Below are 20,091 nucleotides of genomic sequence, written 5' to 3' on the forward strand. Positions count from 1 at the left end.
GTGCTGGTCACCGCGCCTCGGACGAGCCGTTCCCGAGCGACTACTCAGCGTGACCGCTTTCGTGCTCGTCAGCTGGCGTCGCCACGGAAGACGAGGTACGGAGCGCCTGCCTGGTAGCCGACCTGGACCGTGACGTCGGTGCGGTCGTCCTCCGCGACGGTGAAGACGTAGACGCCCGTCGCCTGCTCCCCGGGGGCCAGGACACCCTGGAAGGGGAACTCGCTCGGGTCGTTGAGCGGGGAGGCGGGGACGAGGTCCTCACCGGTGTAGAGCTCGACCGCCACCGCACCGGTGGAGACGTCGGACCCGGTGTCGTTGGTCAGCTCGACGGTCACCCTGAGCGCGGGGCCGTCGATGGCGCCCACGCCGTCGCCGTCGCCCTGGATGGCCTCCACCGACACGAGGCGCCCACGGACGCCGTCCCCCACCTCGGCCTCGTCGTCGAGCCCGACGGGGGCCAGGCTCGACGGGCCGCTGGCCGCGTCCGAGGTCGGGCCGCTCGGCTCCGGGGTGGGCGGGTTCGTCGGCACGACGCTCGGCGTCACCGGCGCGCTGGTGCCGGCGGACGCCGACGACGACGCACCCGAGGCGGCCGGGGCGGACGAACCGTCGTCGTCGCCCGCGGTGGCGACCAGGACGCCCACCAGGACCAGCAGGGCGACGAGCCCCGCTCCGGCGAGCAGCACGACCCGACGACCGGGCCGGGGGCGGGGGGTGTCAGGGGAGCTCATGACGTCGTCCTCTCGGGGCGGCCGAGTGCCGCCATCTCCCGCCGCCACCGGGGCAGGGCGAGCAACACGTAGGCCGTGGTCCCGGCTGCGAGCAGCCCGTAGCCCACGAGGAACAGCGGGGTCGCCCCCAGCAGCGCGAAGACCAGGCAGAGCACGCCGTAGTCGGTGGGCACCACCAGGAGGGAGCGGACGACGCTGGCCCGCTCACCGTTGCGGGCGGCGCGGGTTCGGGCCCCGTGCTGGGCGCGCAGCGCCTCGTTGAGGAGGGTGAGCGAGAAGTGCACGACGGCCACCAGGGCGAAGCCCAGGGGGACCAGCAGCCAGCCCGCGGCCAGCTCGCCGGTCCGGTAGAGGCCGATCAGGACGCAGAGGTGGACCGCGACCACCTTCGCCGAGTCGACGGCGTGGTCGAGCCACTCCCCCGCCGGGGACCCGCCCCCGCGCAGCCGGGCGAGCTGCCCGTCGGCGGAGTCGAGTGCGTAGCCGAGCACGAGGAGGAGGGCCACCAGCAGGCCGGTGCCCCAGGTGTGCGGGGCGAGCGCCACCAGCGCCAGGCCGGCCGCGGTGCACACGGCACTCAGCCCGGTGACGCCGTCCGGCGTCAGCCCGCGGTGGAAGGCGACCGCGGCGAGCACGCGCCCCAGCGGGCGGTTCACGAAGCGGGAGTACGCCGGGGCCCCCTGGGCCCCCTTCTGCGCACTGGACAGCCTGCGGACGGTGTCGGACACCGACTCGCCCTGGGCGGGACGGGCGGGCGCGACCCGACCCGGCCCGCTCATCGCCGACCTCCGACGCCGGCCAGCGGCGCGTGTGCCGGTGCGGCGGGCGCGGTGACCGGCCGCAGGCGGCGACCGGGCGGACGCCGTCGGGGCAGCTGCCGGGCGGCGAGCCGGACGGCGAGGTCCTCGTAGGCGGCGGCGACGGCGTCCCAGTCGTAACCGGCCGCGCGCTCGCGCGCCTGCTCACCACGCCCCCGGGCCTGCTCGGGGTGCTGCTCCGCGTCCTCGACGAGGCCGCGGACGTCGGCGGCGTCCCGGAAGTACGTGCCGGCGTCGCCGAGCACCTCCCGGTTGAAGGAGATGTCGAAGGCGCCCACGGCCGCCCCGGCCCCGAGGGCGCGCAGGAGCGAGGGGTTGGTGCCGCCCACCGAGTGGCCGTGCAGGTACGTGGCGGCGTGCCGGTAGAGGACGTCGAGCAGGTCCTGGTCCCACACGCCGCCGAGGAAGCGCACACGCCCGTCGCCGGAGGCGTGCACCCGGGCGGTGTACTCGTCGGAGTAGGGCGCCTGCCCCACCACGACGAGCGGCTGCGAGGCAGTGCTGCGCACGTAGCCCTCCACGATCTCGGCCACGTGGTTCTCCGGCTCGAACCGGGCGACGACCAGGTGGTAGCCGCCCGGGCGGAGGCCGAGTCCGGCCAACCGGTCGTGCGGCGGGTCGATGACCGGTGCGCCGTAGGTGATCAGCTCGGTCGAGGCGCCGAACTCCTCGGTGTAGTAGTCGGCGATCCCGCGCGCGTCGGCGATGAGGGCGTCGGACCACCGGACGGCGAGGGCCTCGGCCGCGCGGTAGTAGCGCTTCCCGGGCCCGCTCCACTTGGTCCGCTTCCACTCGAGGCCGTCCACGTGGGTGGCGACCGGGATGCGCGCAGCCCGGAGGACGGGGAGGAGTGGCGCGTTCGCCGCGTTGAAGACGAAGGCGGCGTCGGTGCGGTGCGCGACCAGGTGCGCCACCGACACGGTCGTGTGCGAGAGGGTCTCCAGCGAGCGCTTGCGGGCCGCCGGCAGGTGCACCAGCTGCATGCCGAGGTGCGCGTCGGGTCGGGCCCCTCGGGCGCCGACGGGGTTGCGGCAGTACACGACCACCTCGTGACCGTGGTCGGCGAGCCGACGGCCCACCTCTTCCACGCAGGTCTCGAAGCCGCCGTAGGCGGCCGGGACGCCTCGGGTGCCCACCATGGCGATGCGCATGTCCCACCTCCTGGGTCGTCGGGCTCTGGTCACAGGTTTCGGCATCCAGGGCCGGAAACCGCCTGGTCGGAGGACGGGATCACCCGGTCGGGCTAGTAGGCACCCGAGGAACGCAGCACCGCCCGGCCGGTGCGCCACAGGATCGAGGCGTCCATGGCCAGCGACCAGTTCTCCACGTAGCGGAGGTCGAGCCGGACGGACTCCTCCCAGGACAGGTCGCTGCGACCGGAGATCTGCCAGAGACCGGTCAGGCCGGGCTTGACCAGCAGCCTGCGGGTGGTGGAGCCGTCGTAGCGGGCCACCTCGCCGGGCAGTGGCGGGCGCGGCCCGACGAGGGACATCGACCCCCCGAGCACGTTGAGCAGCTGGGGGAGCTCGTCCAGGGACAACCGGCGCAGCCACCGGCCACTGCGGGTGATCCGCGGGTCGGCCCGCATCTTGAACAGCACCCCGTCGGACTCGTTCACCCCCCGCAGCTCGGCCAACCGGTCCTCGGCGTCGACGACCATGCTGCGGAACTTGACCATCGAGAAGGACCGGCCGTCCTTGCCCACGCGCTCCTGGCGGAAGAGCACGGGGCCCGGCCCGTCCAGTCGGACGCACAGCGCCAGCAGGAGCAGCAGCGGGCTGAGGACGACGAGCGCCAGACCGGCCGCCCCCCGGTCGACGAGCGCCTTCACGACCCGGCGCCACCCCTCGAACCGGGGCTGCTCGACCGCCAGGAGGGGGAGGCCGTCGAAGGGGCGGATGTGCAGCCGCGGGCCCGCGACCTCGATGAGGCCCGGTGAGACCAGCAGCTCCAGCCCGGTCCCCTCGAGGTCCCACGACAGCTGACGCAGGTACTCGGCCGCGGTCTCGCTGGCACTCGTCACCGCGACGGTGTCGGCGCCGAGCTCCGCGGCGAGCGCCCGGACGTCGTCCAGACCGGCGACCGGCCTGCCGGTGACGGCGGCGACGCGCTCCCGGTCCGCCGCGGTCACGCAGGCCCCGACCACGAGGAGGCCGGACGAGCGGTCGGCGGCCAGCCTCTGGGCCAGTCCGAGGACGGCCGGACCACGGCCGACGAGCAGGACCCGCTTGGCACACCGCCCGCGGCGCCGGAGCGAGCGCAGGCGGGCCCGGGCGGCGTACCGGAGCACCAGCGAGGCCACCACGAGCGCCGGGAGGACGACGACCACCAGCCGGCGGGGGAGCTCGAGCTTGAAGGCGTAGGAGACGAAGCCGATCAGGGCGAGCGAGGCCAGTCCGGCGTGCAGCACGCGGGTGAGCTCCTCGCGGCCCAGTGCCGCCACCCGGACCGCGTAGCCGCCACCCAGGGAGATGGCCAGGGGCCACAGCAGGGCGAGGAGGAGGCCGAGCCGGGCCAGTGGGCCAGCCGTCCCGGGCCACGTCTCACCAAGCAGCAGCCCGCCGGTGAGTCCCAGCGCGACGTCGCCCGCGACGAGGGCGGCCAGGTAGCCGCGGGACCACGCTGCGGCGCCCGACCGGACGGGCGCAGCGGGGCGCTGCCCCACCCGCACCCTCGCGGCCGGGCGGGGTGCGGCGGGTTCCCGCGGGGCACCGGCGACGGGTGCGTCGGTGCGGGGCCCTCCGGGCCGCGGGGGTGCGAGCAACTGCGTCGAGTCACCGACGTCGACCAGTTGGAGCACGTGAACCCCTCTCACCCACCGTGATCGCCGGACGCCCGAGACCGGACGACTGCGAGTGCAACGCCCCTGCGTACGCCGCCAGGAGGACCGTCACGCATCGTGACGATCTGGTCAAGTCGTTCACCCCTCGGCCACCCGATGGTGTCTCGCCGGTAGGGGCGTCGTTCATCACACCCCCTGAGCGCCCTCACTCTGCGTCATCGAGCACCACTGTTCTGGCGATCGGGCTCCGCTGGACCGGTCGGGCCCGTCCCGGGTTGCCCACGTCCCCGGGCGGCACCGAGGAGCACAGCGCGGTGACTGACAGTCCCGACACGAGTAAGCGAGCCGCGTCGCGGCGCGCGCGGCGACCGATCGTCTTGTCACGGGCCCCACCCCGACCCACGATCCGGTGGTGTCCAGACGCGATCTCCTCGTGGTGGGCTCGGCGAGCCGGCCGTGCCAGCTCTGCGGCAGTGCCGACGTGGTCCTGACCCGGTCCGCCGACCGCCGGTCGGGCCTCGCCCACCTCAACCCCCGGTTCGACCCCAACGTGCGCGTCACCGAGTCCTGTCGGGACTGCGGCTCACGGGCCCTCGTCGCCGTGGGGCCCGAGGCCGAGGCACTGTCCCGGGCGGCGCGCCAGGGCCCGCCGTTCCCCACCCCGCGCCGGTCGGTGGAGGACCGCAGCCGCTGACCGCACCGGGCGGGACGCCCGCACCCCCGAACGGGTGATCCCGCCCGGGACCTGCGGCTGCGCGCTCTACCCTCGGCTGTCGGAGACGCGAGGGAGACCATGGACCAGGCACTCAGCGGCACCAGCAGTGACGAGTCCCGCGATGCCGAGGACGCGGCCGGCGGCGCCGACCCGGAGCCCCGTCCGCGCAGCCGGCGGGCCCGACGGCTGCTGACCCGTCTCGCCGTCGTCGCGGCCGTGGTCGCACTGGTGGCCGGCGGCGCGGCCTGGTTCCTGGTCGAGCGGTACGCCGGGGACCTGGCGCGCGTGCAGGACGTCTTCGACGCCCTGGACGACTCGGCTCGACCTGCTGCAGCCGCCCCGGCCACGGCCGCCGACGAGGACCCCGTGACGTTCCTGCTGGTCGGCTCGGACACCCGCGCCGAGGTGGTGGACGGGCAGCTCCCCGACGCACGTTCCGACGCCATCATGATCGCCCGGCTGTCCGGGGACCGCCAGCACGTCCAGGTCGTCTCCATCCCCCGCGACTCGTGGGTGGACGTGCCCGGCCACGGCAAGGACAAGATCAACGCCGCGTACGCCATCGGTGGCCCGACCCTGCTCATCCAGACCGTCGAGGAGCTCACCGGCGTCCGCATCGACCACTTCGCCGCGATCAGCTTCAACGGGCTCATCTCCATGACCGACCAGCTGGGCGGGGTGGACGTCACGGTCGCCGAGACCACGACGAACGGCCCGTACACCTTCACCGCCGGCACCAACCACCTCGACGGCGACATGGCCCGCTGGTACGTGGGCCAGCGCTACGACCTGCCCGGCGGGGACTTCGACCGCGTGCGGAGGCAGCAGAACTACCTGCGGTCGATGTTCGGCCAGCTCTTCGCCGACGGCACGTTCACCAGCCCGGCCCAGGTCGACCGGGTGCTGCTGGCCATCACCAGCTCCATCGCCGTCGACGACACGCTCGGCAACACGACACTGCTCGGACTCGCCGCCTCGGCCCGCGGCCTCACCCCGGAGGGCATGGACTTCTTCACCGCTCCCGTGCTGGGCACCGGACGCGAGGGGGCCGCGAGCGTGGTCTACCTGGACCCGGTCGGGGGCGCACGCATGTGGGGCTACCTGCAGACCGACTCGCTGGGCCAGAACGCCGACGAGTTCGCCGACCAGGCTCTGCCCGCCAACCCGAACTGACCCGGGAGCCCCCCGACCGGGTGGTCCCCCTCCCCCGGGGTCAAGCTCCGGCCCGCCGGCGCCGATGACCCAGGAGAGCCACGGGCGCCCCTCGGCGCCCCGGGCACGACGAGGGGGACGACTGACGGTGGGACGGCGCGACGGGTCGGGCCGACGTGACCCGGGACGCCCCCGCGGGGCGCGCCGGCGAGCCGGCTGGGTGGTGGCCGCGCTCGTCCTCACCCTGGCCTCGTCCGCGGTCGACCCGCCCACCCCGGTGCACGCGGACCGGTGCGGGACCCCGACCTGCGTGGCCGTCCCAGCCGTCCCGGCCGTCGCCGCCGACACCCCACCCCCGGCACCGTCGGCACCCTCGAACGCCTCCGGCGCGACACCCGGCGCGACCACGACCACGACCACGACGCCCTCCTCCGCCACGACCGGGACGCCGACCGCGGGCGGGGACCCGACGCGGGCCGACCCGTCCGCCGGCGGGGTGGCGTCCCCGACCGGCGTCCCCAGCGGCGTGCCCAGCGGGTCCGGGGCCGCACCGGCGACCGCGTCGGCCGTCGTCCCGGGCGCCGGACCTGCGGACGGGCTCCCGGTGGGCGGCGACACGGCCGGGGCGGTGGGCGTCGTCTCCCGGACCTACGCGCCCAGCGCCGTCACCCCGGCCAACCCCGAACGCGGGATGTACCACTACACGGAGACGCACTGGAGTGCCGACGGCTCGGCCTACACCCCCCTGGACCCGGCCCAGCTGTCGGGATGGCGGCTGCGCGAGTCGGTGACGCTCGTCTACCGGGTCGTCTACCTGGACGGGCTGCGCGACCGGGACACCGTCGACGGACGGTTCCTGGGGCAGCTCGCGGCGGACCTCGCCATCGCCCGGGGGGCCGGCGTCAAGGTCGTGCTCCGCTTCGCCTACACCTCGACCTCCTCCGCCGACGCACCCGTGGAGCGGGTGCTGGCCCACGTCGACCAGTTGGTCCCGGTCGTCAACCGGGCCTCCGACGTCGTGTTCGCCCTGCAGGCGGGGTTCGTGGGCCGCTGGGGCGAGTGGTACTACTCCGACCACTTCGCCACGCACCCCGACCGCCCGTGGGACCTGACGCCCGCGGACTGGGACGCCCGCCTGAGGCTCCTCACCCGGCTCGTCGACACCGTCGACGGGGGCATCGACCTGCAGGTGCGCTACCCCCAGATCGCCCGCCGCCTGGCGGCGGTCGACCCCCGGGCCGCGAGGCTGGGCGTCCACAACGACTGCTTCCTGGCCAGCGACACCGACATGGGCACCTTCGTCGACGCCGGCGACCACGCCTGGCTCGCCCAGCGGAGCACCACCGCCGCGACCGGCGGGGAGACCTGCGCGGTCAACGCACCGCGGTCCCTGTGGCCGACCGCCGCCCTCGAGCTCGCTGCCCACCACTACACGTACCTCAACGCGGACTTCGACCGGGACGTGCTCGGCTCGTGGGGACCCGACGGGCTGGCGACGGCGACCGCCCGCCTGGGCTACCGGATCCGGCTGACCGCCGCCTCCACCCTGACCAGCGCGGACGCGAGCGGCCACGCCCTGGTCACCCTGACCCTGGTCAACGACGGCTACGCGGCCCCCGTGAGCTCCCGCCCGGCGGTGCTGGTCCTGCGCTCACCCGGGCTGACGACGTCCGTGCAGCTCCCGCTGGACGTCACCACGCTGGCACCGGGGGTCAGCCGCACCGTGGTGGTCGACGTGGTCGCGCCGGCGACACCGGGGTCCTACGAGCTCGAACTGGCCCTCCCGGACCAGGCACCGACCCTGGCCGCGCGGCCGGAGTACGCCCTCAGGCTGGCCAACGAGGGCACGTGGGACGCGGTCCACGGCACCAACGACCTGCAGCTGGCCCTGCGGGTGACCGGCTGACCGGTCGGCCGCCATCTGACAGGGTGGTGGGATGACCAGGCACCGTGGGGCGTGGATCCGCTACCAGGACCCCCTCGACGACGACCAGATCGCCTTCGCCATCGAGCACTACGCAGTGGCGATCCTGCAGCCCTGGGAGGGCGCGGCAGCCGCGCGGCTGAAGGAGGCCCGACCCGACATGACGGTGCTGGCCTACCAGTGCCTGTCGTCGGTGCGCAGCAACGAGACCGGGCCGGTCTACACGTCCGGGGTGAGCCTCGAGGAGGCCGAGGAGGCCGGCGAGGAGTGGTTCGCCCACCGCGCCGACGGGGTCACCCGGATCGAGTGGGCCACCTACCCCCACCACTGGCAGATGGCCGTGTGGGACGAGGACTACCAGCAGCGGTGGTGCGACAACGTCCACGACTTCCTCGAGGACAGCGCCTGGGACGGCGTCATGGCCGACAACGACGTCTACGACGACTACTACGGCCTGCGGCCGCCGCTGGAGGGCGGACGCACCCTCGCCGACCTCCGCACCGCGCTCGACGGGCTCGTGGCCGCAGCCGGCCGCCGGGTCAACGGCATCGGCAAGCTGCTGGTCCCCAACATCGCGGAGTCCCGCCGCGAGCCCGGCCGGTGGGAGCGGCACGCGGCCTACGGCGGCGGCTTCGAGGAGGTGTTCCTGGCCTGGAGCCCGGAGGACCACCTGGACCCGCACACCGCACTGACCCAGATGCCCCAGCTCGACGGGCCGGGGATCACCATCGCCCGGATCGCGACCGACGGCACCGACACCCACCCGAACGTGCTGTACGGCCTCGCGGCGGTGTGGGTGTTCGGCGGCCCCCGGACCTCCTTCTCCGCCACCGACCACGACGGCTACAGCGGGACGCCCTTCGTGCCCCAGCTCGACTGGGATCTCGGTGACCCCGTGGGCCCCAGGACCCAGCGGGGCAACGGCTACGCCCAGGAGTTCACCGGCGGCTGGGCCGCGGTCAACCTCAACGAGAACAAGCGCCGCGCCATCGCCTTCGCCGTGCCCGAGGGCCTGCGCGACGTGGACGGCCGTCCGGTGACCGGGAAGACCACGGTGCCACCGCACCAGGGCGTGGTCCTCAGGCGCTGAGCGGGTGCAGCGCCCGCCACCCCTCCCAGGCCGAGCGCACCATCTCCGCGGGGTCGTGCTGCGCGCGCCACCCCAGCACCGCACGCGCACGGTCCGCCGACGCCACCACGCGGGCCGGGTCACCGGCGCGTCGCGGGACCACCTCGGCGGGCAGGTCGGCGGCCCGGGGCCCGGCGACGTCGGCGATCAGGGCGCACATCTCCCGCACGGAGACCCCGACACCCCGGCCGATGTTCAGCACGTCGTGCTGCACCGCGCCGGACTCCAGGGCGCGCACGGCCGCGACGTGCGCGGCCGCGACGTCGGCGACGTGCACGTAGTCCCGCACCCCGGTGCCGTCGACCGTCGGGTAGTCGTCCCCGTACACCTGCGGGCGCAGTCCGGCGTCCAGACGGGAGAAGACCTGGGTGACCAGGTTGGCCACGGCGGTGTCGGCGAGCGCCGGGACGGCGGCACCGGCGACGTTGAAGTACCGCAACGACAGGCTGGCCAGACCGGTCCGGGCCAGGTCCGCGAGGAGCCACTCCCCCACGAGCTTGCTCTCGCCGTAGGGGTTGACCGGCCGGCAGGGCGTCGACTCGGTGACCAGGTCGACGTCCGGGCTGCCGTAGACGGCGGCGCTCGAGGAGAAGACGACCCGGCCGACGCCCTCGTCGGTCGCCACGGACAGCAGTCGGCGCAGGCCCTCGACGTTCTCCTCGTAGTAGTAAAGCGGGCGCGCCATCGACTCACCGACGTGCTTCTTGCCGGCCAGGTGGACGACGCCGTCCACGCCGTGAGCTCGGAAGACCTCCCGGAGTGCCGCCACGTCGAGCAACGACACCCGCTCCACGGGGACGCCCGGGACCCGCGTGGCCACACCCGTCGACAGGTCGTCGACCACCACGACGTCCCAACCGGCGTCCACCATCTGGGTCACGACGTGTGACCCGATGTAACCGGCTCCGCCCGTCACCATCCACGACATGCGGGGCACTGTACGAGCCGCCAACGACAGCTCAGGTACCGGAAACACCGGTTCGTTAACCCAGATGACTCATTGTGATGTCCATTGCAGACGACTGCGTTCCTCGAAAGGCACTCACCTTGCGAGACGGCTCAGTCTTTCCACAGTGCGTAGCGGTGACGCCACGTGTCGTGAGCCCTCGATGTCCAGTGATCGGTTACTCACGGTGAGTAGTTGAACGCTGTTGCACACTCTGGTCTCACGCCTCGGGGGGAGGCGCCCGGACGAAGGAACAGCGTGCAGACCGCAGACTCCACTGCCCCAGCTCCCGACCTCGCCGTCCGTGCCGCCGGCCGGCGCGCCGGCGTGCACCCCACGGTGTGGACCGCGGTCGCCACCGTCTTCTTCCTCGTGGCCACCGTCCTGCTCGACGACGTCTCGGACGTCGCGTCGATCGGGCTCGGCGCGGCCGCCCTCGTCGTCGTCCTCGTCTCCGCCGTCCTCGGCCGTCTCCGCCGGCGCTCGTCCGGGGCCCCCCTGCGACGCTCCGCCCGGCTCACGACCGAGCTGCTGCTGCACCTGTCGCCGGTCATCCTGCTGACCACGGTCTTCCCCATCGCCAGCTCGCGCATCGCCGGGGAGTCGGTGGGCGGCGTCAGCCTCACCGCGATGTTGCTCGCCTCCTCCCTCACCGTGCCGTGGTTGAGCCAGGCCGTCTGCCTGCCCCTGTACCGGGGCATCGGCCCGCTCGTCGAGGCCGGCGACACGGTGGCCCTGCAGGCCAGGTTCATGGCCGTGTGGCCCCTGGTCCTCCTCCGCGCGGTCCCCGTGGTCGCGGTCTTCGCCCTGCCGGTCCAGATCGTCATGCAGTGGCCGCTGTCCGCCCTGGCCGTCTACTGCGCCCTGTGCGTCCTGCACCTGGCCTTCGCCCAGTCCCTGGTGCTGACCAACGTGGGCGGACGCCGCCGGATGTGGGCGGTGGCGTGGACCGCCTACGCCGTGGCCCTGCTCGTCGCCCCCGCGTGGTGGTTCCTGCCGCCCCTGGTCGGCCTGCTCACCCAGCTGGTGCCCCTCTGGCGGCAGCTCGGCGAGGCGCGGCGGCCCCACGTCCTGGACCGGCGGGACGTCGCCGCGGACCTGCTCCGCGGGCTGTTCGTCGGCGCCGTCCTGTGGGCGGACAAGCTGGTCTTCTTCCTGGCGGCCGACGGCGAGTTCGCCGTCCAGACGGTCTTCATCGCCCTGCTGCCCGCCGTGCTCGCGTACAACGTGTACTTCGTCGCCCTGGCGCCGTCCTTCGACCGCTCGGTCGCCACGCTGCGCGCCGCCATGGAGTCCGGCACGCTGGAGACGCTGCGGGCCTCGTCCTCGCTGCTGCGGGACAGCGTCGCCTCCTCCATCGCCCGGACCGGGCTCTTCGCCGCGCTGCTCGGGTTCGGCATCACCGCCCTCACCGGCGCGCTGGCGCCACAGGCGCTGCACCTCACGGCGGCCGTCGCCGTCGCGTCCTGGTTCTTCATGATGACCACGGTCACCTGCTACAAGATCGACTACATCGGCGCGACGCGACCCGGACAGGTCATCGGTGCCCTGCACCTGATCGCCGTGGTGCTCGTGTTCGCCCTGGTCCCGGCCAGCGCCGCCACCTACTGGGTGCTCGCCGGCATCGCCGCCGTGCTCTTCGCGGCCTCCCTGGTCCTGTGCCTGCGGCACTGGCGCGAGCCCGAGTACACGCTCTTCTGGCGACACGCGACCTCGTGGTGAACCCCGTCCGCCCGCACCCGTGAACCCCGTCGGGGCCTCCTGGTCCCGCCCACGCACCACCCCACCCCCTGCAGTGCCGCACCGGGGTTCCTACACGCCGAACCCGACCCAGACGCGAGCCCGACGAGTTGGGACGGACAGCCCTGACGGCCCCCCGGGGCCGAGGAAGCAGGAACACGTCCCGATGACGCAGCCCAGCACCGGACCGACGCCCGCGGCCGACCTCCCGGAGGTCGATGTCGCCATCGTCATGGAGTCGACCTACCCCTACCTCAAGGGCGGGGTCTCCGCGGTCGTCCACGACATCGTCGTCAACAGCCCGGAGACGACCTTCGGGATCATCCACATCACCTGGGACCGGGACAGCCCGCACGAGGACCTGTACGGCATGCCCTCGAACGTGGCCTGGGTGCACCCCGTCTACCTGTCGATGCAGGAGCACCGCGAGGACTTCGCGTCCCTCACCGCGCGGCACCTGAAGATGCGTGCCCCGGCGCGGCGGGCGGTCTCCGCCCGCCTCTTCGACGCGCTCGAGGACGTCCTGGTCGACAAGCCCGAGGCGCTGTGGCAGCTCTACGACGAGGGCATGAACCCGCGCACCCGGCGCTACCCGCTGTGGGCCCTGCTGGGGACCAAGGAGTTCATGGCCGAGCTCATGCGGCGGCTGCCCCAGCTCGGCCTGCCCCTGACGGACATGTTCTGGCTGCTGCGCGAGTTCTACTCCCTGGCCTGCGCCGTGCTGGGCGCCGAGATCCCCCGGGCCCGGGTCTACCACGCGCACACCACGGGCTACGCCTCGCTCCTCAGCGCAGCCGGCGCCCGCCAGAACGACGGGCGCTTCCTGCTCACCGAGCACAACCTGTACGTCCGCGACACCGTCAACACCCTGCTCGACCGGGACATGGCCAAGACCCTGAAGGCCAACGACTGGCGGGACTTCGACGTCACCCCCACGCAGCGGGCGTGGATGGCCTGGTGGATCGAGATGGCCCGCTTCTGCTACCCCTCCGCCGAGGCGATCACCTACCTCTACCCCAAGGCGATCACCGAGGCCGCCGACCTCGGCGCACCGGTGGAGAAGTCCATCGTCATCCCGAACGGGATGATCCCCGCCGACGTCGAGGCCGCCTTCCAGCTCCGGCAGGCCGCCCTCGCCCGCTTCGCCCGTGGGGAGACCCCCGAGACGTGGCGACTGGTGTACATCGCCCGCGTGGTGCCCATCAAGGGCCTGCTCGAGCTGGTGGCCACCGTCCGCCAGCTGGTCGACTTCGGCTTCACCGACTTCCACCTGGACGTGCTCGGCCCCACCGACCACCTCCCGGACTACTACGACTCCTGCGTCGCGCGCATCGAGGAGCTGGGCGTCGGCTCGCACATCACGTTCCGCGGGACGGTCAACGTCAAGGAGGAGCTGGGGGCCTACGACCTCCTGGTCCTGTCCAGCTACAACGAGGGCCAGCCCATCGTGGTGCTGGAGGCGATGACCGCGGGCATCCCCACGGTCGGCACCGAGGTCGGCGGGATGGCCCAGCTCGTCGAGGACCCCCTGACGACCCCCGAGGGCACCACCTGGGGCCGCTGCGGCATCCTCGTCGACCCCCTGGACATGACCACCCAGCTGGCCTACGGCCTGGCCGCGGTCATGTCCGACACCGACCTCTACGTCGAGCTGGCGGAGAACGCCCGGGGCCGGGTCACGTCGTTCTTCCAGCTCAGCGATGCCATGGCCGCCTACGGGAAGCTCTACCGGGAGCTCGGGGACAGGCCCATCGACGTCCCGGCCGAGCCCGAGGGCGACCGTCGGGGGTTCGTGCACACGTCCGCGGCCCTGGACACCCCGATCCGGGCCATGGCCGACGGTGTCGCCCGCACCGGGGGGCGGCACACCGCCCCCTGACCCCGCGGGGCCGCGTGACCGGATCGAGACCCTGCGCGGCTCAACCCGGGCCACCCCGGAGCCGATGACAGGACATGCCGACCGCAGGTGTCCTCGTCCTGCTGGGCGCCCTGGTGGTCGTGCCCTGGCTGCTGAGCCGCTGGTGGGAGCGGGCCGGCGTCGCCGTGGCACCGGTCCCCGCCCGCACGCCGGGACCGCGCCGGCTGCCCGAGGACCACGACGCCTGGCTGTTCGCCGAGGTCGTGACCCGCCGCGTGGACCCGCCGCGCCGTCGACGGCGCGGACGGGCCCCACGGACGTGCAGCCGGGTCAGCGTCTGAGGACGACGCCGCCCGGCCCCACCGTCGGGTCAGGAAGCGCGACGCCGGGTGGCGACGAGCGCACCGGCACCGGCGACCAGCAGACCGCCGCCGAGCAGCGCAGCCGTGGTCACCGGGGACCCGGTGTTGGCCAGCACGGCCGGCGCAGCGGTGACGGGGTGCACGGCGACCGGGACGACGGTCGGCACGGCCGGGGTCGTGACGGGCGCGGTGGTCGGCGCCGGGGTCACGGGCACCACCGGCTGGGTCACGGGCGGGGTGACCGGCGGGGTCGCGGGTGCCTCGCACGCGGGGACGTCGACGTGGCCCTCGTCGACGACGTACTCGACGGCCTCGTAGCCGTGCTCCTCGTAGGTCGCGTACACCGTGAAGTCGACGGTGAAGGGGCCGTCGGCCAGCGTCACGTCGGCGTCCTCGGTCGCGGGGAGGTCCACCGAGACGGTGCCGTCCTCGTCGACGACCAGGGGGACCTCGAAGTACGAGGCGTCGAGGTCGGTGAGGAACCCGGCGGACTCGAGGGTGAGGACGTGGACGTCCTCCGCCCACAGCCCCTCGCCCTCGACGTGGAGGGTCAGGGTCTCCGGCTCGGCGCAGTCCCGGTCGATCGTGACCCGCACGTCGGGCTCGACCCCGGGCTCCTCGCCACACGGGGTGGACGGCTCGCCCTCGCCGTAGGTGGCGGTGGAGAGGTCCGCACAGCCCGGGTGGGACGGCTCGTAGCCCTCGTCGGTGGCCGAGGCCACCCCTGTACCGGCGGCGGTCATGCCCACCAGTGCGGCTCCGACGACTGCCCAACGACGAACTGACACGCGTGCTCCTTGCGCCTGGACCCACCCCACGGCGGGCCGACGACGCCCTCCGGCGGGACGTCCTCGGCGACCCTCACACCCACCTGGCAGTTGGGGAGGCGTCCGGTGTCGGAGTCCTGTGACGGGACGGTCCGCACCAGCGCGCCTGACCGGAGGGTGACGACCCCGGCACGCGATCCCGGCATGCGGTCGGAGTGGTTCCGCAGGTCAGACGGCTGTGTCGGCCTCGGCGGCCGCCCGGGCGGCCATCCGGGCGCGCTGCGGGACGACCACGTACTTCGGGTCCTTGGACGACGCCATGCCGGCGTCGAACACCCCGAACCGGGTCAGTGCCGAACCCGCGGCCAGCAGCACACCGGAGGCGACCGCGCCCCAGCGCCGGCCGCCCAGGACCGCCGCGCCGACCGCACCGGTCGCGGTGCAGGCCTTCGCCAGGCGCAGCAGCGTCCCGGCCCGGCCGATGTGGAAGGGCTCGGAGACGATGCCGTGGTCGTGCTCCACCTTGTGCATCGCCACCAGCTCGACCGCGGCACCGACCACGGCGGCCTTGCGGGCCGGGCCGGCCTGGTCCACCGGCGTGAAGACCATCGACAGGCCACCACCGGCGGCGAGCCCGGAGCCGGTGAACACGAACGGCAGCTGGTCGCCGGGCTCGTGCCAGGACGGCGTCGCGGTGTTGGCCAGCAGCACCGCGGTGTAGGCCGCCATCGGCCCCCCGAACGCCGCTCCCGCGACACCCACCGTCCGGCGCAGCCCCACGGACCGCACCAGCCGCGGGACCCAGCCCGACGAGCCGCGCACCGCGGGGACCTGGCCCAGCAGGTGCAGGGCCGCCGTGGCACCGGTGAACGCGCTGAACGGGGACAGGATGTAGGAGCCCACGCTCAGCGGCGACGTCGGCTTGAACACCCGCAGCATGTGCAGGAACCGCTCCGGCCGTCCCAGGTCGTGGATCAGGAAGCCGACCGAGGCGATCGCCCCGCCACCGGCGATGAAGTGCGCGGTCCGGGCGAGCGCCGGGCGGTCGGTGAACTCGGCCATCGCACCGAGCACCGAGGCCGAGCCGGCCGCACCACCCAGGAACAGGTAGAGCGGCACGTCCGGGGTCTTCCAGACGGCGGACTTCACGATCTGCCGGCCGTAGTAGGACTGGAAGTCCGCGTCGCCGACCGTCGGGTCGCCGTCACGGGCACCACCGCGGCGGCCACCGCCCTTGCGCTTGCGCTTCTCCCGCTTGAGCGCGGAGGGGCCGTCGGCCTTGCGCCAGCCGCCGCCCGGCGTCGCCACCCCGGAGGTGCCCGGGCGGTGGTCCAACGGTGCGTCGACCGCCTCGGCGGGCACCCCGGTCTCCGACAGACCCGGGCTCTGCTCCTGGGTCACCTCCGGGCCGTGCTGCGGGCCGGTCACCGCCGGCGTCCCAGGAACGAGGTCACCGCGACGCCGACCAGCATCGCGGCCGCACCGGCGGCGTGCCGCCACATCGAGGGCAGGTCACGGGTGGTCACCACCGGGTCCGGCGGCAGGCCGTAGACCTCCGGCTCGTCCAGCAGCAGGAAGAAGGCCCCCGCTCCCCCGACGCCGTCGTCGGTGTCCCGGCCGTAGAGCCGCGCCGTCTCCACGCCCTGGCCCTGCAGGGTCGCCAGACGTGCGTCGGCCCGGGCCTGCAGCTCCTCCAGGTCGCCGAACTGGATCGACTGGGTGGGGCACGCCGTCGCGCAGGCCGGCTGCAGACCGTCGGTCAGCCGGTCGTAGCACATCGTGCACTTGAAGACCCGGCCGTCGTCCTTGCGCTGGTCGATCACGCCGTACGGGCAGGCCGGCACGCAGTAGCCGCAGCCGTTGCAGATGTCGTCCTGCACGACGACGGTGCCGAACTCGGTCCGGAACAGCGCCCCGGTCGGGCACACGTCCAGGCAGCCGGCGTGCGTGCAGTGCTTGCAGACGTCGCTGGACATCAGCCAGCGGATCTCCCGGTCGGCCGACTGGGACGTCTGCGGGTCGAAGGAGGACAGCGCCTGGGCGTTCAGCACGTCGTGCTGGGCCACCGTGGTGCCGTCCGCCGCCCCGTGCGACGGGGACTCGGCACTCCCGCAGGACCCGCCGCAGCCACCGCCGCCGTCGGTGCCCTGGCCGGGTGCGGCGGGCAGCCCGATCGAGGGCATCGGCAGGTCCACGGCACGCGACTGCTCGACGAAGGCCACGTGCCGCCACGAGTTCGCACCGAGCATGCCGGTGTTGTCGTAGGACATCCCGGACAGGCCCATGGCGTCACGGTTGCCGTCGGCGTCGTCCATCGGGAGCGTGTTCCACTCCTTGCAGGCGACCTCGCAGGCCTTGCACCCGATGCACACGCTGGTGTCGGTGAAGAACCCGACCCGGGCCGGGTGGTCGTCCTCGTAGCCGGCCTCGCCGGACACGTCGGGCAGTGGTCCGAAGAGCCTGTTCTCCGGGTCGTTCCCGGTGAACGCGGGGCTCGCGGAGCTGATGCTGGTCACGCTGTCCCCTCCCAGCTGTCGGACGGGCGGCGCTGCGTGGTCTCGGCTGCCGGCGCGTCCTCCCCCGTCATGTTCGTCTCCTCGACCGGGGAGCGCCCGCCGACGGGCACCCGGCCCGACTTCACCCCGGCCCGCTCGCGGTAGGACTCGACCAGGTCGACCAGGGCCGGACCCCGCGGGCGGCGTCCGGGCTGGATGTCGCAGGTGGCGACCTTGGACTCCTGGATGTGCACGTTGGGGTCCATCACGACGCCGAACAGGTCGTTGCCGCTGTCGCCGGTGGACAGGCCCTGCTCGCCCCAGTGGTACGGGACGCCGATCTGGTGCACGACCTTCCCGCCGCCCACCTTGAGCGGACGCATCCGCTCGGTGACCAGCACCCGGGCCTCGATCGCCGTCCGGGCGCTGACCAGGGTGGCCCACCCGGCGTTCTCCAGCCCCCGCTCGGCGGCCAGCTGCGGGCTGACCTCGACGAAGAACTCCGGCTGCAGCTCGGACAGGTAGGGCAGCGTGCGGCTCATCCCGCCGGCGGTGTGGTGCTCGGTGAGCCGGTAGGTGGTGAACACGTACGGGTAGACCGGGCTGGTCGGCGGGTTGCTCCGGTTCCAGGCGGCCTCGATGACCTCCCGGCCCGGGTTGGCCTGCTGCTCGTAGAGCGCGTTGGGCACCGGGGACTCGTCGGGCTCGTAGTGCGTGGGCAGCGGCCCGTCCGCCAGCCCGGACGGCGCGAACAGCCACGCCTTCCCGTCGTTCTGCATGATGAACGCGTCGGCCCCGGAGATCCCGTCGGGCCCCGTCGCGCCCGGCTCGGGCCGGTAGGACGGCGGCTTGGTCGCCTCGAAGTCCGGCACGTCGTGCCCGGTCCAGCGCTGCGCCTCCTCGTCCCACCAGACGTAGGCCTTGCGCTCGCTCCACGGCTTGCCCTCGGCGTCCGCGGACGCGCGGTTGTAGAGCGTGCGGCGGTTCGCCGGCCACGCCCAGCCCCACTCGGCCGCCACCCAGTCCTGCTCGCGGCCGGGACGGCGCCGGTCGGACTGGTTGACCTCGTCGGCGTAGACGCCGGTGTAGATCCAGCAGCCGGCCGTCGTGGACCCGTCGTCCTTGAGCTCGGTGTAGGAGCTGAGCGTCCTGCCGTCGGGCCCGACGCCGTTGATCTCGCGCAGCACCGCCTCGGCACTGGGCTCGACCAGCGGGCCGTGCGTCGGGTAGTCCCAGGTCAGCGACAGCAGCGGGACGTCGCGCGGGTCGGTCGAGTCCGCGAGCCGCTCGCGCAGGATGCGGCCCAGGTGGAAGTAGAACCACAGGTCGCTGCGGGCGTCGTCCGGCGGTTCGACCGCCTGGCGGTGCCACTGCAGCAGCCGCTGGGTGTTGGTGAAGGTGCCTTCCTTCTCCGTGTGCGAGGCGGCGGGCATGAAGAAGACCTCGGTGCCGATCTGCTCGGTCACCAGCTCGCCGGTCTCGATCTCCGGTGCGGTCTTCCAGAAGGTCGCCGACTCGATCATCTGCAGGTCCCGGACGACGAGCCAGTCCAGGTTCGCCAGCCCCAGGCGCTGCATCTTGCCGTTCGCGTGGCCCACGGCCGGGTTCTCCCCGACCAGGAAGTAGCCGGGGATCTTGCCCTGGATCATGTCCGCGACCTGGCGGTAGGAGCCGTGGTCACCGTTGATCTTGGGCAGCATGTCGAAGGCGTAGTCGTTCTCCGCCGTCGCGGCGTCGCCGAACCAGGCCTTGAGCAGGCTGACCGTGTAGGACCGGGTGTTGCCCCAGAAGCCGGCCATCTGGTCCCCGACCGCGCAGTACTCGTCCAGGGACGTGTGTTCGGCGGCGTGCGGCATCGGCAGGTAGCCGGGCAGCAGGTTGTAGAGCGTCGGGATGTCGGTCGAGCCCTGGATGGAGGCGTGCCCGCGCAGCGCGAGGATGCCGCCGCCGGGACGGCCCATGTTCCCCAGCAGGGCCTGCAGGATGCCGGCGGTGCGGATGTACTGCACGCCCACGGTGTGGTGCGTCCAGCCCACCGAGTAGACCCAGGCCGTCGTCCGCTCCCGGTTGCTGTTCGCCGTCACCGCGCGGGCGACGTCGAGGAACACCTCGGGCTCGATGCCGCACACGTCGGCGACCATCTGCGGGGTGTACCGGGCGAAGTGCCGCTTCATCACCTGGTAGACGCAGCGGGGGTGCTGCAGCGACGGGTCGGTGCGCGGCTTGCCCACCGCGTCGGCCTCGGGCGCCGGCGGGTCGATCTCGTCGGTGCCGGTCGCCGAGGGCTCGTGCGCACCCTCGAACTGCCAGCTGGTCTTGTCGTAGCTGCTGGACTCGTCGTCCCAGCCGGAGAACAGGCCGCCCAGGTCCTCGGTGTCGACGAAGTCCTCACCGACGATGGAGGAGGCGTTGGTGAACGCCGTGACGTACTCGCGGAAGTCGAGCTCGTTCTCCAGGACGTAGGAGATCAGCCCACCCAGGAACGCGATGTCCGTGCCCACGCGCAGCGGCACGTGGGTGTCGGCCAGCGCGCTGGTCCGGGTGAAGCGCGGGTCGATGTGGATGACCTTGGCGCCCCGCGCCTTGGCCTCCATCACCCACTGGAACCCGACGGGATGGCACTCGGCCATGTTCGAGCCCTCGATGACGATGCAGTCGCTGTTGACCAGGTC

Annotated in this window: 16 protein-coding genes; 7 read left to right on the plus strand and 9 right to left on the minus strand. The window is 73.4% G+C overall.

All coding sequences use genetic code 11. The annotated features are described in order from the left end of the window. Positions 1-68 precede the first annotated feature (68 nt). From AC0IVP_RS18195 to AC0IVP_RS18210, 4 genes are all read right to left on the minus strand, one after another. Entirely contained in the window at positions 69-731 is a 663-nt protein-coding gene (locus tag AC0IVP_RS18195) for a hypothetical protein (protein WP_471758374.1), read from the minus strand. After that, positions 728-1,510, minus strand: coding sequence for a CDP-alcohol phosphatidyltransferase family protein (locus tag AC0IVP_RS18200; protein WP_471758376.1), 783 nt, complete (start codon positions 1,508-1,510; stop codon positions 728-730). The genes AC0IVP_RS18195 and AC0IVP_RS18200 overlap by 4 nt, the downstream gene beginning before the upstream one ends. Continuing rightward, positions 1,507-2,700 (minus strand): DUF1972 domain-containing protein, encoded by a 1,194-nt coding sequence (locus tag AC0IVP_RS18205; protein ID WP_471758378.1) that lies wholly within the window; start codon positions 2,698-2,700, stop codon positions 1,507-1,509. The genes AC0IVP_RS18200 and AC0IVP_RS18205 overlap by 4 nt, the downstream gene beginning before the upstream one ends. 92 nt (positions 2,701-2,792) lie before the next feature. Then, positions 2,793-4,214: a sugar transferase gene (locus AC0IVP_RS18210; protein WP_471758380.1), complete on the minus strand. Its 1,422-nt coding sequence runs from the start codon at positions 4,212-4,214 to the stop codon at positions 2,793-2,795. Between the two features lie 529 nt (positions 4,215-4,743). Between AC0IVP_RS18210 and AC0IVP_RS18215 the strand changes: the two genes are divergently transcribed. From AC0IVP_RS18215 to AC0IVP_RS18230, 4 genes are all read left to right on the plus strand, one after another. Next, positions 4,744-5,025, plus strand: a complete 282-nt coding sequence (locus AC0IVP_RS18215) for a hypothetical protein (protein WP_471758382.1) — start codon at positions 4,744-4,746, stop codon at positions 5,023-5,025. Positions 5,026-5,124: 99 nt separating this feature from the next. Next, complete coding sequence (locus tag AC0IVP_RS18220; RefSeq protein WP_471758384.1) at positions 5,125-6,219, plus strand: LCP family protein; 1,095 nt, start codon at positions 5,125-5,127, stop codon at positions 6,217-6,219. A 202-nt stretch (positions 6,220-6,421) separates the two neighbouring features. Next, positions 6,422-8,104: a DUF4832 domain-containing protein gene (locus tag AC0IVP_RS18225; protein WP_471758386.1), complete on the plus strand. Its 1,683-nt coding sequence runs from the start codon at positions 6,422-6,424 to the stop codon at positions 8,102-8,104. A gap of 31 nt (positions 8,105-8,135) precedes the next feature. Then, positions 8,136-9,212 (plus strand): putative glycoside hydrolase, encoded by a 1,077-nt coding sequence (locus AC0IVP_RS18230; RefSeq protein ID WP_471758388.1) that lies wholly within the window; start codon positions 8,136-8,138, stop codon positions 9,210-9,212. On the opposite strand, the gene galE is transcribed toward AC0IVP_RS18230, so the two are convergent. Continuing rightward, positions 9,202-10,179 (minus strand): UDP-glucose 4-epimerase GalE, encoded by a 978-nt coding sequence (gene galE, locus AC0IVP_RS18235; protein WP_471758390.1) that lies wholly within the window; start codon positions 10,177-10,179, stop codon positions 9,202-9,204. The genes AC0IVP_RS18230 and galE overlap by 11 nt on opposite strands. Positions 10,180-10,455: 276 nt before the next feature. Between galE and AC0IVP_RS18240 the strand changes: the two genes are divergently transcribed. From AC0IVP_RS18240 to AC0IVP_RS18250, 3 genes are all read left to right on the plus strand, one after another. After that, positions 10,456-11,919, plus strand: a complete 1,464-nt coding sequence (locus AC0IVP_RS18240; protein WP_471758392.1) for a hypothetical protein — start codon at positions 10,456-10,458, stop codon at positions 11,917-11,919. 184 nt (positions 11,920-12,103) lie between these two features. Next, positions 12,104-13,816 (plus strand): GT4 family glycosyltransferase PelF, encoded by a 1,713-nt coding sequence (gene pelF / locus AC0IVP_RS18245; protein ID WP_471758394.1) that lies wholly within the window; start codon positions 12,104-12,106, stop codon positions 13,814-13,816. Positions 13,817-13,890: 74 nt separating this feature from the next. Then, positions 13,891-14,136 (plus strand): hypothetical protein, encoded by a 246-nt coding sequence (locus AC0IVP_RS18250; RefSeq protein WP_471758396.1) that lies wholly within the window; start codon positions 13,891-13,893, stop codon positions 14,134-14,136. A 29-nt stretch (positions 14,137-14,165) separates the two neighbouring features. Here AC0IVP_RS18250 and AC0IVP_RS18255 read toward each other — a convergent pair whose 3' ends face one another. From AC0IVP_RS18255 to fdh, 4 genes are all read right to left on the minus strand, one after another. Continuing rightward, the gene (locus AC0IVP_RS18255; protein WP_471758398.1) at positions 14,166-14,945 is read right to left on the minus strand and encodes an LPXTG cell wall anchor domain-containing protein; all 780 of its coding nucleotides are present in this window, start codon (positions 14,943-14,945) and stop codon (positions 14,166-14,168) included. A 207-nt stretch (positions 14,946-15,152) separates the two neighbouring features. After that, positions 15,153-16,352: an NrfD/PsrC family molybdoenzyme membrane anchor subunit gene (nrfD, locus tag AC0IVP_RS18260; RefSeq protein ID WP_471758400.1), complete on the minus strand. Its 1,200-nt coding sequence runs from the start codon at positions 16,350-16,352 to the stop codon at positions 15,153-15,155. Further along, a complete protein-coding gene (locus AC0IVP_RS18265) occupies positions 16,349-17,440 on the minus strand; it encodes a 4Fe-4S dicluster domain-containing protein (protein WP_471758402.1) in 1,092 nt (363 codons plus the stop codon). Before AC0IVP_RS18265 ends, nrfD begins: the two co-directional genes overlap by 4 nt. Then, the coding region (gene fdh, locus AC0IVP_RS18270; protein ID WP_471758404.1) for a formate dehydrogenase at positions 17,437-20,091 on the minus strand (2,655 nt) is incomplete at its 5' end. The genes AC0IVP_RS18265 and fdh, both read right to left, overlap by 4 nt.

The sequence above is a fragment of the Klenkia sp. AC732 genome (assembly GCF_979256525.1).

What these genes read in the sequence shown, in the direction of transcription:
- AC0IVP_RS18230 (WP_471758388.1), top strand. Translation starts at nt 8,136, where the DNA reads ATGACCAGGCACCGTGGGGCGTGGATCCGCTACCAGGACCCCCTCGAC.
- pelF (WP_471758394.1), top strand. Translation starts at nt 12,104, where the DNA reads ATGACGCAGCCCAGCACCGGACCGACGCCCGCGGCCGACCTCCCGGAG.
- AC0IVP_RS18250 (WP_471758396.1), top strand. Translation starts at nt 13,891, where the DNA reads ATGCCGACCGCAGGTGTCCTCGTCCTGCTGGGCGCCCTGGTGGTCGTG.
- AC0IVP_RS18200 (WP_471758376.1), bottom strand. Translation starts at nt 1,510, where the DNA reads ATGAGCGGGCCGGGTCGGGTCGCGCCCGCCCGTCCCGCCCAGGGCGAG.
- AC0IVP_RS18195 (WP_471758374.1), bottom strand. Translation starts at nt 731, where the DNA reads ATGAGCTCCCCTGACACCCCCCGCCCCCGGCCCGGTCGTCGGGTCGTG.
- AC0IVP_RS18205 (WP_471758378.1), bottom strand. Translation starts at nt 2,700, where the DNA reads ATGCGCATCGCCATGGTGGGCACCCGAGGCGTCCCGGCCGCCTACGGC.
- AC0IVP_RS18220 (WP_471758384.1), top strand. Translation starts at nt 5,125, where the DNA reads ATGGACCAGGCACTCAGCGGCACCAGCAGTGACGAGTCCCGCGATGCC.
- galE (WP_471758390.1), bottom strand. Translation starts at nt 10,179, where the DNA reads ATGTCGTGGATGGTGACGGGCGGAGCCGGTTACATCGGGTCACACGTC.